The following is an 18,332-nucleotide window of genomic DNA, read 5'->3' as shown; positions in this document are numbered from 1 at the left end:
CAATATTAATCATTTGAAGAAACCCATTTTATAATATTTTGCCATAATTTATTATAATATTTCCACTCAACAAATTCCTTCGATCCCCAATGAGGTGCACAATCAGACGTAAATGCCACACTTCTACCCTTTCCGAAAGTTCCGACAGCTATAAAAGGATCTTCATTTATTGATGCTATTACCTCACCTTTTGTATCATCTTCTATTGTTTTATTATAACCGAGAAAAAATGGAAATTCTTCATCTATTCCTTCAAAGATTTGATGATTTTTTGAAATTTTAGGTACAATTCCTTCAGGTTTTTCAACTCTGTCATCGTATTTCAAAAGGTTTACAGGTAATATATCTTTTACTGCTGTTTCACCATATCTTGTTTTTGCATCAATTCCTGTAAATGACATATAACCTCCAATCATGCAAAAACCTCCTCCATTTTGTACATATTCTTTTATCAGTTCACATCTGTTTGGTGTTTTTTCACTTCTTGCAAAAGTCGCTACAGGAAGTAACAATGTATTTGAACCTATATCTGACAGTATTACTACATCATATTGAGAAATCTCCTCCATTGTTACGGGGAATTTTTCACTTGCATAATGATTTGGAATAAAAGTCACTTCATGGCTATCTTTTTCAAGGGCTTCTTTCAGCCATCTGACTCCTTCTTCATAAACACTTGTAGTGAAAGTATCAAATCCTTTTATATGTATAGTATGGCTTGTCCATGATTCTCCTGCTATTAATATTTTTGACATTATATTTTCCTCCTTATATTTTAATTAAAATTTTAATATAATATTTGCATAAGTAACGATGTATTTATAATATTCACCTATATCCAATTTTTCATTTACAGTGTGACAATCTTTTAACAGTCCGGGTCCTAATATTACAGTAGGAATTTTTGCTATATTTGAAAAAATTCTTGCATCATTTCCTGCGGTTCCTCCTGAAATTTTAATATTTTTGTCATATACAGATGAAATTTCCTTTATGTATTTTACAAATTGGTTTTCACTGTCTATTTCAAATCCGTTTCCCATTTGATATATTTCCATTTCAGGCACATTATTTTTTAAAAATTCATCACCTTGTGCCCTTTCAGTAATTTTATTTTTAAATTCTTCTGTAACCTGTTCAAATGACATTTTCCCCGGAATATAGTGAATACATACATCAAATTCACAGTAATCGGGAACTGTAGACCCTGCACTTCCTCCTTTTACTACTCCTACATTTATTGTCGGAGGAGGCAAAAGTGGATGTTTATATGTCAGAATCCATTTTTTCTCAAGTTCATTAATTGCATCTATAAGATATATTGCCTTTTCTATGGCATTTACCCCTTTCCACTTTTCAGCAGAGTGAAGAGCCACACCTTTGACTTTTATTTTAAAAAATACAAATCCCATATGTGCAGTCAATATTTTATTATCTGACGGTTCACAAACAATGACACTGTCACCTTTTATTCCATTAATTGCAGAAACTATGCTTCCGTTTCCTCCACCCTCTTCATCGACAACGGCGTTTATAATCACGTTACAAGGTAGTTCAAGCTCAGCATCTCTAAAAAGTTTTATTGCCATTATTGCTGCCATCAGTCCACCTTTCATATCTGTAGAACCTAAACCGTATATAAGCTCATTTACAATTTTTCCTTCAAACGGATTGTATTTCCAATCTTCAAGATTTCCGAAAGGCATAGTATCCACATGACCGTTAAATATCAATGTTCTATCTTGTTTTCCTTTAAATTTTGCAGTTAGATTATATCTATTTTCGTTGTTATGACCCAGGTTTCCCTCGTTATAATTTTTCAGAGCAATTTTAAGAATATTATCATCTAAAGGCTCTTTTATTATTTCAGAAGCTTCTAATTCCTTAAACAGATTTTCTAAATAAATTTGTCCGTTTATTTCATTGCCTCCTTTTATCCCATGTCCTATTGTTTGAGTATCAATCTGGATGAATTCCTTTAAAAAATTTAAATATATCGTTTTATTTTTTTCAAATATATTAAGTAGCTTTTCCATTTTTAATCACATCCTATACACCGGTTCCATATAATTTCAAAGTATCATAAACAACATTCCAAAACTTTTCAAAATCAAGTTTTACTGCAACATCAATATTCGGTTCTTTTTTTAGGATACCGAAATAATCACATAAAGTTCTTCCATAGGATCTTTCACTCCATAACTCTATTTCACAGAACATTGGCTTTGTTTCTATACATGAAGGTTCTATTAAATAAGCTATAGTCGTAGGATCGTGTACAGGAGGTGCATTCCAACCAAAAACATCTTTCTGTGAAGCTGAAAAGAATTCCATTAAATCTGCAAACAATTTCGATGCTTTATTATTTAAACTTTTTATTTTATTTACTACTTCGGTTGTTGCGAGAGCTTGTCTTGTTAAATCCAGCCCCATCATAATGGTTTTTACTCCTGAACTGAATACGACATGAGCTGCATCAGGATCGGCCAGAATATTAAATTCTGCAGCAGGTGTCATATTTCCGAGTTGATAAGTGCCTCCCATCAGTACAATCTTATCTATTTTTTGTATTATTTCAGGTTCAAACCTCATTGCCATTCCGATATTTGTAAGAGGACCTGTAGGAACTAATGTTATTTTTTCATCAGAATTCATTAAAGTATCAATAATGAAGTTTACAGCATGTTTCTTTTCAACTTTAATTTTTAATTCATCAAAGACAGGTCCGTCCAATCCCGTTTCTCCATGTATATCATCGGCAATCATTTGTTCTCTTATCATAGGTCTTGTCATTCCTGAATATACAGGAACTTTTAAGTTCAAGTGATTACAGATTTTTAAAGCGTTATTAACCGTTTTTTCCAATTTCTGATTACCTGCAACAACTGTAATTCCAAGAAGCTCTATTTTGGGGCTGATTGCCGCCATCATTATGGCAACGGCATCATCATGTCCCGGATCACAGTCCAGAATTATTTTTTCTTTTTTCAATCTTAGTCACTCCTTTCTATTTATAAGTTATGCTTTTATTGAACTACGTCTTTTTTTATCTTTCTGATACTGTTTTATCATGGATATACTTAATATCAGTATTGTTATAATATAAGGCAGCATTAAGATAATTTGCGATGGAAAGCCGTATGCCTGTAATCTTGCTCCTACTGAGTCCGTAAATCCGAAGATCATACATCCGACAGCTGTAAAGATCGGATTTGCCGCTCCGAAAAACATTGCTGCAACACCCATAAATCCACGTCCATTAGTCATATTTTCAGTGAACAGATTGGAATATCCTAAAGAAAGATGAGCACCTGCTAATCCTCCTATTATTCCTGAAATCAGTATAACTTCAAATTTTCTTCTATATACATTTATTCCTGCGGTTTTTGCCGCTTCAGGATTTAGACCTATACTTCTCGTTCTAAGTCCCCATACTGTCTTATAAAGTAGGAACCAGAAAAATATAATAAGTGGAATGCTTAGAATTTCAAATAATGAATAGTCATTAAAAAGGCTGTTCAGTATTTTATTACTTTCAAATATTTTAAAATGTATCTGTGGAATTGCAGTTCCTTCTTTAAGAGTGTAACTCCCGGACACTCCTAAAAGTTTTTGAAGTAAAAATCTTGTCAATGCCAATACAAGCAGATTGACAGTCGTTCCCACTGCAAATATATCTCCCTTGTATTTCAGATGTGCTACACCCATTATTGCAGCTATTACAACACCTGATATTACAGCGGCTATAACTGCTATTATCCAGCTTCCTGTCAAAACACTTGTATAAACTGCTATAAAAGCCCCCATAAGCATTATCCCCTCCACTCCTACATTTAAGATGTCCGCCTGCTGTGTAATAACTGCTGCGAAAGCTGCCAGAAGAATAGGCGTAGTTGCTCTTATAGTAGCATGAATAATAGTATAGTCAATTACCGATAAAAATTTTCCCATAACTACACCTCTTTTCCTTTTTTCCTTTTTTTGCTGAACTCAAAAAGTTTTTCCATTGTCACAAGTAAAATAAATAGTGCTATAATTACATCTATTAATGATTTAGGAATACCTGTATTTCTCTCCAATCCTAATGAACCTGATTTCAATGCTGCAATAAACAGGCTTAAAAACGGTAAAGCTCCAATACTTCCCTTAGCTATAAGTGCTGCAAGCATTCCGTCAAATGCTATATTTGAAGAAAAATTATCAAGAAACACTCCGTAAATTCCCATTACCTCAATTGCTCCTGCAAGACCTCCTATAGCACCGCTTAGCATCATACCTGTTATCATTATTTTCTTTGACTGTATCCCTACATATTCTGAAAAGAACGGATTCATTCCTGTAGAACGTATCTGGAAACCGAGTTTGGTTTTTTTCAGTAAGTAATATATAAGAATACATACTGCTATTGCTATAAAAATACCTATATTGGCTCTGCTCGGTTTTAATATTTTCAAAAGAGCGGCACTTTTTTCAATAGGTTTTGTTTGTGAAATTCCTGTTTTTCCCGACAATGGTCCGCTTACAAGATAGGAAGTAATATGAATTGCCACATAATTCATCAGTATTGTTACACAAACTTCATTTACCTTGTAATATGCCTTCAGAAACCCCGGAATAAATGCCCATAAAGAACCTACAAGCATTGCAAAGAAAATACATAAAAATATGTGAACTAAAGAAGGTAACCCTTTAAATGTATATCCTACATAAGCTGCGGTTATGGCTCCCAAGTATAGTTCTCCTTCCACGCCCACATTAAAGACACCTACTCTTGATGATACTATAAAAGCAAGTCCTGTAAGCAGAAGAGGAACAAATTTTTCAATTGTTGTACCGAGATTGAAGTTTCCTATAAAAGCACTTTTAAACAACTGTGCATAAACGGTAAAAGGGTTTTCTCCCATCAGTGCTATAATAATTCCGCTTAAAACAGTACAGACCAGTAGAGAAAGGAATGCACTCGTATATTTACTGTTCAATATTTTTTTATATGGCATTTTTTTCTTTACCTCCTGTCATTAAAAATCCTACGTTTTCTTCAGTAGCATCTTTTGCATCAAGATTTCCGACTATTTTTCCTTCATACATTACTAAAATTCTGTCTGAAAGTGTAAGAATTTCCTCCAGCTCGGCTGAAACAAGTAACACACCTTTATTTTTATCACGGTATGAAACTATATTTTTTCTTATAGTTTCTATGGACCCGATATCTATACCTCTTGTAGGTTGAGAGGCTATAAGCAAATCCGTATTACTTTCCAGTTCACGTGCTACTATTATTTTCTGTGCATTTCCTCCTGAAAGATTTTTAGTAATAATTTTATAATCTCCGGGTCTGATATCAAATTTTTTTATCATTTCCTCTGAAAAATCAATAATATTCTTTTCTTTTAAATTAACTGTACCTGAAAATTCAGTTTCAGAAAATTTAGTAGCTATCATATTTTCCTTTATACTCATTTCTCTGTTAAGTCCCCTTACATTTCTGTCATCGGGAATATGAGCAATTCCGGCTTCTCTTATAGATTTCGGAGTTTTATTTGTTATTCGCTTATCCTTAAATATAATTTCTCCTTTTTCAGTTTCTCTCAGTCCTGTAATGGCTTCTACCAGTTCTTTTTGTCCATTTCCATCAACACCTGCTATTCCTAAAATTTCTCCTCTTTTTAGAGAAAAGGAAAGTCCTTTTATCTTTGAAAGTTCTCTGTCACTTGGAACATAAATGTTTTTAACTTCCAAAATAGTTTCCTGTACATTGATTTTCTTTTTTTGTACATTTAGTAGAACTTCTCTTCCCACCATCATTTTAGCAAGTTCAAGAGGAGAAGTCTTTTTTTTGTCTACAGTTTCTATGTATTTGCTGTCTCTCATTACTGTAATTCTGTCACTTATTTTCATTACTTCATTTAATTTATGAGATATAAATATGATGGATTTTCCCGCCTGTTTTAAAGTTTCCAGAATTTCAAACAACTTTTCAGTTTCCTGTGGAGTAAGGACGGCAGTCGGCTCGTCCAGAATAAGTATATTTGCTCCTCTATATAGAGTTTTTATTATTTCAACTCTTTGTGCTTCACCGACTGATATATCCTTAACTTTCTTGTTTATCTGTATATTCAAATTATATTTTTCTACATACTCCAGAACTTTTGCTCTGGCTTTGTTGAAATCAATCATAACCATAGATTCCACAGGTTCAAAACCGAGAATTATGTTTTCAAGAACTGTCATTTCATTTACCAACATAAATTCTTGATGAACCATACCTATTCCAAGATTTATAGCATCTTTAGGAGTATAATTTTCGATTTTTCTATTATATATTTCTATACTTCCGGAATCAATGGAATATATACCGTATAAAAGTTTCATCATTGTAGATTTTCCGGCCCCGTTTTCTCCGATTAATGAATGGATCTCACCTTCAAATAAATTAAAATTTCCATTTTTTATTGCTTGAACTTCTCCGAAAGTCTTTACAATATCCGTCATTTTAACTATTTCTTTCAAAACAACTCCTCCTGCTTAAAAAAATTTATTCAACTTTAAATCCCGGATAAGATTCTACTTTAATTTCGCCTTTCTTAATTTTCTCTGTCAATTCGTTAATTTTTTGAAGAATATCTTCAGGAAACTTTTCCTTCAAAGCATCTTTCATGATTTTCATATCAGTTAACCCTACACCGCCATTACTTGCATTCATTTTTACAACTTCTCCACCTTTAAATGTATTTTCATGAACCTGTTTTATTATGTCATATGTAGCAACATCTACTCTTTTCAGCATTGAAGTAAGTATAGTTCCCGGATATATATCATCCTGATTGATATCTACACCGATTGCGTATTTTTTAGTGTCTTTTGCAGCCTCGAGTATTCCGTTTCCTGTGTTTGAAGCCACATTCATTACAATATCCGCACCCTGACTGTATTGAGCAAGAGTAAGTTCTTTACCTTTTAAAGGATCATTAAATGTTCCGGCAAACGAAACAAGTACTTTTGTTTCAGGGTCTATATAAATCGCACCTTGTTTATATCCTGTAAGGAAATCCTGTAACACCGGTATATCCATTCCGCCTACCCATCCAATTGTTTTATCTTCATTTACATTAGGAATATCAGTTTTCTGTGTAAAGAGTGCGGCAGCTGCCCCTGCTAAAAATGAACCTTCATTTTGAGCAAACACTACTGAAGCTACATTAGGTTTTTTTACAACACTGTCGATAATTCCTATTTTTTTATCTTTAAATACATCAGCATGATTGTTTACTATGTCAGTAAATTGTGAAGATATGGCAAGTATTAAATCATAACTGTCATCAGAAGCTGCAGAAACAAAGTTTGTTTCCCAGTCGGAAGGAACTTTTGATTCAAGTACTTTAAATTCTATTCCAAAATCGGATTCAGCTTTTTTAAGACCTTCAAATGCAGAATCATTAAAGGATTTATCTCCTAAAAAACCTGCAAAAACTACTGCTACTTTTAATTTCTTTCCTTTTTCTTCACCGCCTTTATTTTCTGCATTTTCCTTTTTATCTGAATTTCCACATGCAATTAATATCAGGCAGCTCATCATTACTAATAATACTTTTAAAAATTTTTTCATTTTAATTACCTCCAAAATTTATTTTTTAATTTTTATGTTTTTCCACAATCATAATTTTTTCATAATAAAGAAAAACTGACTTATAATTAAATTTAGCTTTTAAATTTACTTTATTTCTTATTTTTGTTTTTCAATTTAAAATCCACTCTAATCTAAATTTAAAAGTAAATAATTTTGTATCTTAGAAAGTCTTTTAAATATCGTTTTTAATAGTATTTTTTATTGTTCCAAACTATACTGAAACTAATTTTTTCTGTTTCATAAATGTAAAACTGATAACCTTTGCTTACAGATAAAACTATTTTTATGACTATAATCCTACCTTTAAAATTGGTTGTATTGTCTTTAAGCATCCAAATATTAATTAATTCCTCTAAAACTATTTTTTGTATTTTTACCTTAGAATTTATAATTTTTTATAGCTGTTTCAAAGTTGCTGTTTACTTTAATATTAAGTATTTAAAATTTTCAAAATATTTTTTTGTAACCGCTTACATTTTCTTTTTGAAAAAAATCAGTTTCTATGATTTTCAACTGTTCAACTCCATAAATTTTTCAATTTCTTCAACTGTAGGTATAGAATCCTGAGCTCCTTGCCTTGTAACAACAATAGCAGAAACAGCAGTTGCATATTTTATTGCAATATCAGGGTTATTCGTTTCGCATATTTTAAGTGCAAATGCTCCGATAAATGAATCTCCCGCAGCAGTAGTGTCTACAGCATTTACTTCATAAGCATCATATTTTCTGACACTGTCATCCTTATCAAATAAAATACTTCCTTTTTCTCCCAGTGTGAGAATTATATTTTTAATGTTATGCTCCTTCTTTTTATGAAATATTTTTCCAATGTAGACTTTATCATTTATATTTATCCCAAAAATTTCTTCAGTTTCAGTTTCATTTAGTATCAGATAATCAGTATTTTCATAAATTATAGAAGAAAGTTCAGTTGCGGGAGCAGGATTGAATATAGTAATTTTATTCAATTCCTTTGCTTTTTTTAAAGAAAATTCGACAACATCTATAGGAATTTCATTCTGTAATATGACTATATCACTTTCAAATATTATTTTTTCTTTATTTTGTATATGTTCTTTTGTAATTTTAAAATTGCTGCCGGGAATAACAATGATATTGTTATTTCCGTTTTTATCAACCGTTATGACAGCTCTTCCCGTCAATTCATCACTTTTTATTATGTTATCAGCCTTGACATTATGTTTAATAAGATTTTCAATAAGTTTTTCTCCTTGAAAATCATTTCCGACCATTCCTATCATAGTGGTATTCATTCCTAATTTTGCGATTGCGACTGCCTGATTTGCTCCTTTACCTCCGCAGCTTTCATAAAATTCATTGCTGAAAATAGTTTCTCCCAGTTTAGGAAGCTTTTCAACTTTTGCAGTCATATCCATGTTTAGACTTCCTATTACAAGAGCTTTTTTCACTTTATCACCTCCATTTCTTCAATAAATCTAAAAATGTAACCGCTTACATAAGTTCCTTAATATAAATATACCTCATTTTTTCAAAAAATCAAGAGAAATTATAAATTTTTTTGCAAAAAGTTTAACAAAAAATTTCCCAACATAAATCATTTTATATTCAAAAATATTACTCTCCCTAAAAAATCACAAACCTATTTTATCTAAATACGGTGATTTTTTACACTCATTTTTATTTTTTTGTTAAAATAATTTGAATATTGAGGGATTTTTTTCTGTCCGATTACATATATAACTTTTATTATTTTCCGGATTATCCATTTCTACTACTCATATTAATTTATTATAAAGTAATCCGTGTTTTGTTTAGAACTCTTTTATTTGTACAATTACCCAAACAATTAAAATTTATGAATAAATCCATATTCTGTTTTTATATCTATAACACTTCCCCCTTTTTGATTTATAGACGTTTCTTAATACAATATTAATTTTATTTCTTTACATTAAATTTTATTACTACTTGCTGCTTAAATTGATGGTTAAACTTCCCTTTTGTTTCCCTCTTATCTCTTATTTTTAATTTTTTATATTATTTATTGAAAGTTACTCTCTTCTTATTCTCTTTTAGTTAATATTTTTTTAAACAGCTTATTTTATTTAACTGAATCTGCATTAAATTTAGTTTTTATAATTAATCTTCTTTTTAGATATGTATTTGTTAATTTGATTTTTATTAATATAATATGTTTTATTCTAATTTTCAAAGAAATCAATAATAAATTTAAAATTATTAGAATTTTTAATTTATTTTTTAATATACCTCTATCACTTCAAAAATAATATCCCAAAATTTATCCAGATTTATTTCAATTCCTGCATAAATTTCCGATTTTTCTTCAAATATTTCTTTCTTTTGACAATCATATTTACGACATACAGTCTGACCGTATTTTTTGTCATCTTTTAATTCTATTCTACAGTTAATTTTCTCTAATTTTACTACACTTTCATCAATTAGATATATCAATGTCACTACATCATGAAGAGTATGATATAAAAATTTTCCATTTTCATCATATCTTTTCGGAAAATGTAATGCTTGATTCAGGAAATTTCCCTCTTTTGTATTTATGTTTTGTATTTTACTTATGATATCTTCATTAGGCATTGTTTTATTTGTAATATCAAGTCCCATCATAATTATAGGAACTCCTGATGAAAATACAATATGTGCAGCTTCAGGATCTGCATAAATATTAAATTCTGCATAAGGAGTTACATTTCCTTCTGAACAGCTTCCTCCCATTAATATTATTTTTTCAATTTTTTCTTTTATTTCGGGTTTTATTTTTAATGCCATAGCAATATTTGTCAAAGGACCTACAGGAATTAAAGTAATTTTATCATTTTCATTACTTTCTGAAAGAGAATTTATAATAAAATCAATTGCATTTTCTTTTTCTATTTTTCTTGAAGTTTCAGGAAGTTTTATCCCGTCAAGTCCTGTCTTGCCGTGAAAATCACTTGCAATAATCTGTTTTCTTATTAATGGACCTTTCATTCCTCCATAAACGGGAATATCAAAATCAAAATAATCACATATTTTAAGTGCGTTGTTAGTGACATTTTCATATGTCTGATTACCTGCTACTACTGTAATACCCATTAAATCAAATTTTTTATGTAGTCCTGCTACCATTATTGCTACAGCATCATCATGTCCCGGATCGCAATCCAGAATTATTTTCTTTTTTTGCATTTCTCGCTCCTTAAATAAAAAAGTTTAATTTCATTATATAGAAATTATACCTTATTTTTTTTTATATTTCATTAAAAAATCAGAATAACTTTTATTCTGATTTGTAAAATGTTTAGCTAATCAACTCTTAAAGCTTCAATAGGATCAAGATTTGCAGCTTTTTTAGCAGGATATACTCCAAAAATTAGTCCGGTCATAGTTGAGACAATTAAAGAAACTATTACAACTACAGGACTTAAAATAGGAGCTGTCTTTATGAAGAATCCAATGAGGAGTGCTCCGCCATATCCTGTAAAAATTCCCATTATGCCTCCAAAAAAAGTCAGAATAACTGCTTCTATAAGAAATTGAGAAAGAATATCTCGTGTTTTTGCACCTATGGCTTTTCTCAAACCTACTTCCCTTATTCTCTCGGTAACACTTACAAGCATAATATTCATTACTCCTATACCTCCCACAAAAAGAGAAATTGCTGCAACTCCGTTTATAAAGAGAGAAAGCATATTAAGTATGTTGTTAAATTCGTCTAGTCCTTGAGCAATATTTTGGACATTGTAAATTTGACTTTTACTTCCTCTTTTTTCAAGAAAATTTTTTACCCTTTCCATAACTATATTCAGTTCTTTAGGATCAGCTGCTTTCAAATCAAGGCTTGTAAATTTATTTCCTTCATTGCCGTTTAAGTGGTTTATATAATTATTTGGAAGAAGTCCGAATACAGGCACATCTTCACCGCCACCACCTAAGTTTTCAAGAGGATTTTTATATATTCCGATTACAGTTACAATCTGTCTGTTTCTCCTGAAATTCAAAACAATCTTTTTTCCAATAGGATTTTCTTCCTGAAATATCTCTTTAGCAGTAGTATTGTCCAATATTAAATATTTACCGTCTTTTTTATATTCTGAAGGCAAAAATTTTCTTCCTTTAAGTATTGTATAATTATAAATTTTAAAAGAATCTTCAGTTACTCCGGTAGCAATAAAAGTTTTTCTTTTTTTTCCTATTTCTATTCTTGCAAATGCTTCAGATGTGGGAGAAGCCCCTTCAACACCTTCTATTCTCTTTAAATCTGAAATATCTTTTGGAGTTAGTAAATCACCGCTTTTATATGTTTGCCCCGGTGAAGTGTCTATAGATACTTGAAAGTTTCCTAATCCAAGTTTGTTTAAATCACCTACTATATTCTCTTTAACCCCTGCACCAAGAGAAGACATCATAACTACAGCTCCGATTCCGATTATTATTCCGAGCATAGTCAGAAATGATCTTATTTTATAACTGAAAAGATTACCTACAGCAAGTTTCAATGATTCAAAAAAATCCATTTATTCCCCTTTCCTATCAGTAACAATATAATCGGATTCAATAACTCCGTCTTTTAACCTTACTATTCTTTTACAGTGTTGAGCCACATCTTCTTCATGAGTTACCATAACTATTGTCGTTCCCTGTTCATTTAATGTTTTGAATATTTCAAGTACTTCTTCTCCTGATTTTGAGTCAAGGTTACCTGTAGGCTCATCTGCAAGAAGTATTTTGGGATTATTTATTATTGCTCTTGCTATGGCGACTCTCTGTCTCTGTCCTCCTGACATTTCATTAGGTTTATGATGAATTCTTTCTCCCAAACCCACACTTTTTAAAGCATCTTCAGCTCGTTTGTATCTTTCTTCTCTTTTTATTCCTGCATAAAGTGCCGGAAGTGCTACATTTTCAAGAGCGGAAAGTTTGGGAAGCAAATTAAATGACTGGAAAACAAATCCTATTTTTTCATTCCTTACTACTGAAAGCTGATCACCTTTCATTGTTGAAACATCAACTCCGTCAAGTATATATTTTCCTGAAGTTAATTTATCAAGACAACCGAGTATGTTCATAAATGTAGATTTTCCACTTCCTGAAGGACCCATAAGTGCTACATATTCATTTTTTCCTACATAAAGATCAAGACCTTTAAGAACTTCCAATGACATATTGCCGTTTTTATAAATTTTAACTATTTTTTTTACGTCTATCATAATTATTTTCCTTTTAAAAATTTATTTTTATTGAGGAGGATTTCTTTCCGAATCTTTGTCTCTATTATTATTTTTATTAGGCTTGCTATTTCCTTTTTTATTGCCTTTTCCATTCGTTTTTTTATTCGGATCTGCTATTTTTATTTTTTCTCCGTCTTTTAAGTTTTCATCAATTACAGCAATAATTTTTTCCCCGCTTGAAATTCCGCTTACAACTTCATAATAGGAATCGTCACCGTTTCCTAAAATTACCTCTTTTTTGCTTATTTTATTATCATTTCCAACTAAAAATACATAAAATTTATTATTTTCATTTATTACGGAATTATACGGTATTTTTAACACATTTTTACTTTCTTTATAAAAAATAGTTGCATTTATGGTTGTGCCGGGTCTTAAATTTCCGGAATTATTTAATTTTATGCTTACAGTAGTATTACTTTCATCTAAATTTGTACTTTTGACCGACACACCTGAAATTTGAGAAACGACACCGTCTATTTTTTCTCCGTCAGGCAATGAATCCGAAGTAATTTCAACTCTTTGTCCCGGTGTTATATCTTTTATTTGTGTATCGGACAAATTTACTTCGACTTTCATATTTTTTACATCTGATACTTTAAACAAAGTAGTTTCCGTATTTACACGATAATTTTCATCAGCAGTCATAGCTGTGATAACCCCGTCAACCGGACTTTTTATATGATCTACTATTAAAGCAAAATCTTCCTTTAGCGATAAAAGCTCAAGTTGTACAGTCTGTAAGGCAATTTTGGCATCATCTACAGATACTGCAGAAGCTCCTCCAATTTTTTTCAGTTCTGAAACATTTCTCAAATCTCTCTGCTTTTGTCGCACTTCAAGACTTTTTATCTGTATTTTTCTTTGAAGTTCATTTTTATCCACAGGATAAAAAGTCAGTACAATATCGCCTTTTTTTACATTATCCCCGGCTTTGAAAAATACTTTATTCACTCTCTGATTTGCAGTAGTGTAAACAGAAACTTCATTTTCAGAAACTACTTGTCCGGTTTTTTCGATAGAAAGACTTATATCCCCTTTTTCTACTGTTGTAACCTCATATACATTCTCTTCTTTCTTTTTTCCGCAGGCAATTAAAAATATTACTCCTAAAATTAAAAAAACTATCGTCTTTCCTTTAAGATATTTATAAATTTCTTTCATCTTCTTTTTTAGCACAAAATCACCTCATATTATTTTTCTTTCAACTTATTCTATTTGTAATATTTAATTTTTCTTGTAAATGCCGCTAATTCATTTTTAGCTATTTCATAGTCTATAACCGCTTTTTCATATACGTTTCTTTTTTCTACATAGTTTGCAAATGTGTCTGTACCGAGCTCGTATTTTTTAAAAAAGATTGCATAATCCTGCTTTGAAATCTCCAAATTTTTTTTACTGATTAATACATTTGTCTGATAAGTTGTATAATTTAGTATTTCCTGCCCTGCATTGGAAAGTATCTCATTTTTTTTCCGTTCATATTCCAGCTTAAGTTTTTCAGTTTCATTCTTTAAATCTTCTATTGTGTCATTATATAACTTAAAAGTTTTTGTAATCCCCAAACCTACTGTGACAGAATCATTTTTAAAGGAATAACCTGCATCCGCGGTAATTTTTGGCACATTATAGTCAAATTTTTCTTTTTTCATTCTTTCTTCATATAAGTTTTCATTTAATTTTATTTTTTGGGCTTCCGATAATTTTAATCCATAAAAATCTTCCTTTTTCAATTCAATAGCTTTTATGTCCTCGAGCTTTTCAGTTTTCGGTATTGAAACATTATAAATCATAAATTTTTCATTTAATATCTTTAATTCCCTTTCGGTATTTTCATATTTCAGCTGTGCAGTTTCATATTCTGTTTTTGCCAAGTCATAATCAAATTTTGTAGCCGTACCCAATTGATATTTTTTTGTTAAAATATTATAATCTTTCTTTTTTCCTTCAACGGATATTTTATTTTGCGATACTTCTTTTTCTTTATTTTTATATTCTTTATATAAGTCAATCAAATTACGTATTTCATCGTTTTTAGATGTTTCATTAATAATTTTCTGTATGTTTCTGGATATATTATTTACATTTGTATTATGTTTCGTATCACTATAAAAAAAATCATTCAGAGTTTTTGATATTCCAATTTTATTTTCTGTAAATTTTTTATCTGTAAAATTATATCCGTTTTTATAATACAATATTCCGAAAGTTATACTGTTATTTATATTTATTCCATCATAGCTCCTGCTCTTTTCATAAGCATTTTCGGTACTGAATTTTATTGCATTCCAATCTCCTTTTTTTAGCGCTTTTTCTTTAATATCATATGTTTTCAAATTTGCTTCATTGATTTTTGTTGTGTATGATTTTTTTTCATATTCGGAAATTACATCATCCAAATTAGCTCCGCATACTGAAACACTTATAAGAAATAAAAACAAAAACCGACTTTTACTGATTTTTCTTTTATAAATCGATTTCGGCATAAGTGTCCCCCTTTCTCTTTAAAATTACAACTTACTCTACTCCTGTATACTTAGAAAATGTTTTTTATTATATATAAATTTTATTATACATTTTTTTAAGTATAAATAATTTAAAAATAGTAAATAAAGATTTTTTAAATTTTATTAACATTTTTCAATTTGAGAAAACATAAATTTTACATTGTTATATTTTCTATATTTTTAATATTTTAATATCACCTTTTTTTATGTTTTTCTTGACTTTTTTAAACCAATTTACATAAAACTCTGTTGTATCAATTCCTAACTGAAGTGTCAAAATTTCATATTGATAAATTTCAGAAATACTTTCATCTATTGTTTTACTTTGATTGGCTTCCATTATTTTTTCACTGTATTCTTGATTATTTTTAAAATATTCTGTTAATTTTTCTCTTTCCTTGAATTCTTTCTGTTTTTTCATTATTTTTTTTAAATAGAAAATTTCTTTTTCTAAATTTTTTATGATTTCTTCTATTAAAAGTAAACGTTTTTCCTTAGGAACTAATCCCATAAATAAAAGTTTTCCCAATTCTATATTTTTCATTTGTCCCATATTTAAAGGTGTTTTTATCCATTCTAAAAATTCTTTTCTGCCTATTTCAGTAATGTAATAAACTTTTTTATTTATATTCCTTTCAGTGTACTTCTTAAAAATTATCATTTCTTCTGAAAGAAGTTTTTTCAATGATGCTTGAATACTTCCCATACTGTCACTGCACATTGATTTAAAATTTTCTTTGATTATATTTCGTATTTCATAAACCGTACTTTTTTTCAGTATTAGTATCCCTAATACAATATATTTCATAACACTTTCTCAACCTCCTTAATCTATTACTGGATTTTAAAGATTTACCTTCGGTAAATATTTATTTACAATTTAATATTACTATTAGACATATCTTATAGTATCATTTTTTTAAAATTATGTCAATTTTAATTTGATCTATAAAGATTTTTAGATATTGTGAAAACATTAAAAAAAGAAAAAATCTGTATTACAAATTAAAGTAAAAGTATTTCTTTTCGTATATGTAAAAAACTGTACGAAAAGATATAACAATAATATACAACGCTATTGTAATCAATAAAAGAAAATATAAAAACAAAATATCAAATTATATTTACAATTTTAATTATATAGTCTATAATATAACATACACAATTTTATTAAAGGGGTAATTATGTCTGAGTATAAAAAATTTGATTTTAAAAAACTTTATTTTATTTTATATATAGTATTAGTACTTTTGGTAGTACTTTTACTTTTTAAATTAGGGATATTTCTTTTTCCTTTTGTAATAGCTGTATTTTTTTCAATAATAATTCAACCTTTCGGAAACTTTCTCCGACGAAAATTAAAATTTTCAAAAAAAATAGCTACCATTACTTCAATAGTAATATTTTTAATTTTTTTTCTAAGTTTTATAAGTATTGTTTCTCTTCGTTTATTCGGAGAAATTTATAAACTTTCAAAAAATATAAATACTTATACTGAAGATTTTAAAAAATTATGGACAGCTGCGATTGATCAGGGATATATTTATTTAGGATATTTGCCTAAAGGATTTACAAACCAGATTAAAAATTCCGTGACAGGAGTTATTTCGCTCGGTTCTTCCAAAATAGGAAGTTTTATAAACGGACTCATCTATTTTGTAACTTCCATACCCACAATAATAATATATATATGCATTACTGTACTTTCAACTTTTTTTATAAGTCTTGATAAAAAAGAAATTTTAAAATTTTTGGAACAACAACTCCCTGAATTATGGCTAAAAAAAATATATAATATAAAAAAAGAAATGTTTACAGTTTTAGGTTCTTATATTAAAGCACAGATTATTCTTATGACAATATGCTTTTTTGAACTTTTGATTTCTTTTAATTTACTGTTTTTTTTGAAGTTTAATATTCCCTATCCTCTATTAATATCAATTGTAATTTGTCTGATTGATGCTTTACCGATACTGGGAGCAGGAGCGATCTTACTTCCTTGGGCGGGAATATCATTTTTATTGGGAGATATAAAGTTAGGACTGGCTTTGATTTTGATTTATCTTCTTGTGTTATCTGTAAGGCAAATAATGGAACCTAAACTTATAAGTCAAAATATAGGAGTTCACCCTCTAGTAACATTGATTTCTATGTATTCGGGATTTAAATTTTTCGGAATAATGGGATTTCTCATAGGTCCCGTTGTTATGATTATATTGAAAAATGTATTTTCCAGAGAACTTGAGGTAGGCTTTTTCAGAGAAATATTCGGTAGCGATATTTCTGAAAATAAAAATGACCGAAATTCAGATAAAAATTTCAAAAATAACAGCAATAAAAATAGTGAAAACCCTTTAATTGAAAATATGCCCGAAAGTCTTAAAAAGTTTATTGATGATGAATTTATCGATGACAAGAAATGTTAATATTACAAATTATTTTGAAAAAGGAAGCTATTTTAAAAATAAAAAAATAATTATTTTTAAAATACTTCCTTTTTTAATTTTATATTTATTACTCTAATTAAAAAATATTAATTTTTTAAAAATTAATAAATTTTTCCAACCTTTTTTATAAAAAAATTACACTAAAAACTATCCAACTTAAATTATTTCATATTAAAAAACATTTCATGCACTAAAAAATCATAAACTTGTTTTACTCAAACAATAATTTTTCTTTATGTTTATTCCCGTATTTTTTTGTTGAATAATTTGAATGTCCGATTTTAACTTCTATTTTAGTTTTACGTATCTATTTAACTATATTTTTAATTCTTATTTGAAATCATTTATATTATTTTTATTCTCCGATACTCAAAATTTTTCCGAGAAAATACAGTATTATCCTGTTCAAAAAAACTGATGTCTATGTATAGTAAGTTTGCAGTTTTTCAAATATAACAAACATTTTTGAGGATTAAAAAAATTTTACAGTCAATAACAGAAATATGAGGGTGACAATGAG

Annotated in this window: 15 protein-coding genes; 1 reads left to right on the top strand and 14 read right to left on the bottom strand. The window is 29.2% G+C overall.

Annotated features, from left to right (window positions below; all coding sequences use genetic code 11):
• Positions 1-5: 5 nt before the first annotated feature.
• The 14 genes from EII29_RS00075 to EII29_RS00010 form a co-directional block, all read right to left on the bottom strand.
• Positions 6-755: a glutamine amidotransferase gene (locus EII29_RS00075; protein ID WP_125235503.1), complete on the bottom strand. Its 750-nt coding sequence runs from the start codon at positions 753-755 to the stop codon at positions 6-8.
• Positions 756-779: 24 nt separating this feature from the next.
• Positions 780-2,036 carry a M20 family metallopeptidase gene (locus tag EII29_RS00070; RefSeq protein WP_125235502.1) on the bottom strand — a complete coding sequence of 419 codons (1,257 nt, stop codon included), beginning with the start codon at positions 2,034-2,036 and terminating at the stop codon, positions 780-782.
• A 13-nt stretch (positions 2,037-2,049) separates the two neighbouring features.
• On the bottom strand, positions 2,050-2,991 hold the full coding sequence (locus EII29_RS00065) for a nucleoside hydrolase (protein ID WP_125235501.1): 942 nt from the start codon (positions 2,989-2,991) through the stop codon (positions 2,050-2,052).
• A 27-nt stretch (positions 2,992-3,018) separates the two neighbouring features.
• Positions 3,019-3,951 (bottom strand): ABC transporter permease, encoded by a 933-nt coding sequence (locus EII29_RS00060; RefSeq protein WP_125235500.1) that lies wholly within the window; start codon positions 3,949-3,951, stop codon positions 3,019-3,021.
• 2 nt (positions 3,952-3,953) lie between these two features.
• Positions 3,954-4,997, bottom strand: a complete 1,044-nt coding sequence (locus EII29_RS00055) for an ABC transporter permease (protein ID WP_125235499.1) — start codon at positions 4,995-4,997, stop codon at positions 3,954-3,956.
• The gene (locus EII29_RS00050) at positions 4,987-6,510 is read right to left on the bottom strand and encodes an ABC transporter ATP-binding protein (RefSeq protein WP_233573205.1); all 1,524 of its coding nucleotides are present in this window, start codon (positions 6,508-6,510) and stop codon (positions 4,987-4,989) included. Before EII29_RS00050 ends, EII29_RS00055 begins: the two co-directional genes overlap by 11 nt.
• A gap of 25 nt (positions 6,511-6,535) precedes the next feature.
• Positions 6,536-7,606 carry a BMP family protein gene (locus tag EII29_RS00045; RefSeq protein ID WP_125235498.1) on the bottom strand — a complete coding sequence of 357 codons (1,071 nt, stop codon included), beginning with the start codon at positions 7,604-7,606 and terminating at the stop codon, positions 6,536-6,538.
• Positions 7,607-8,136: 530 nt separating this feature from the next.
• Entirely contained in the window at positions 8,137-9,057 is a 921-nt protein-coding gene (gene rbsK / locus EII29_RS00040; RefSeq protein WP_125235497.1) for a ribokinase, read from the bottom strand.
• Positions 9,058-9,868: 811 nt separating this feature from the next.
• On the bottom strand, positions 9,869-10,816 hold the full coding sequence (locus EII29_RS00035; protein ID WP_125235496.1) for a nucleoside hydrolase: 948 nt from the start codon (positions 10,814-10,816) through the stop codon (positions 9,869-9,871).
• 116 nt (positions 10,817-10,932) lie between these two features.
• The gene (locus EII29_RS00030; protein ID WP_125235495.1) at positions 10,933-12,144 is read right to left on the bottom strand and encodes an ABC transporter permease; all 1,212 of its coding nucleotides are present in this window, start codon (positions 12,142-12,144) and stop codon (positions 10,933-10,935) included.
• Positions 12,145-12,837 carry an ABC transporter ATP-binding protein gene (locus tag EII29_RS00025; protein ID WP_125235494.1) on the bottom strand — a complete coding sequence of 231 codons (693 nt, stop codon included), beginning with the start codon at positions 12,835-12,837 and terminating at the stop codon, positions 12,145-12,147. It abuts the gene before it with no gap.
• 27 nt (positions 12,838-12,864) lie between these two features.
• Positions 12,865-14,037 carry an efflux RND transporter periplasmic adaptor subunit gene (locus EII29_RS00020; RefSeq protein WP_233573204.1) on the bottom strand — a complete coding sequence of 391 codons (1,173 nt, stop codon included), beginning with the start codon at positions 14,035-14,037 and terminating at the stop codon, positions 12,865-12,867.
• Positions 14,038-14,072: 35 nt separating this feature from the next.
• A complete protein-coding gene (locus EII29_RS00015) occupies positions 14,073-15,344 on the bottom strand; it encodes a TolC family protein (protein WP_125235493.1) in 1,272 nt (423 codons plus the stop codon).
• Between the two features lie 193 nt (positions 15,345-15,537).
• Positions 15,538-16,173, bottom strand: a complete 636-nt coding sequence (locus EII29_RS00010; protein ID WP_125235492.1) for a PadR family transcriptional regulator — start codon at positions 16,171-16,173, stop codon at positions 15,538-15,540.
• 376 nt (positions 16,174-16,549) lie between these two features.
• Here EII29_RS00010 and ytvI point away from each other — a divergent pair, with 376 nt between their 5' ends.
• Positions 16,550-17,791, top strand: a complete 1,242-nt coding sequence (ytvI, locus tag EII29_RS00005; RefSeq protein WP_125235491.1) for a sporulation integral membrane protein YtvI — start codon at positions 16,550-16,552, stop codon at positions 17,789-17,791.
• Positions 17,792-18,332 lie beyond the last annotated feature (541 nt).

The organism is Leptotrichia sp. OH3620_COT-345 (genome assembly GCF_003932895.1).
In the GTDB taxonomy this organism is placed as follows: Bacteria; Fusobacteriota; Fusobacteriia; order Fusobacteriales; family Leptotrichiaceae; genus Pseudoleptotrichia.
This window is presented reverse-complemented; position numbering and strand designations above follow the sequence as displayed.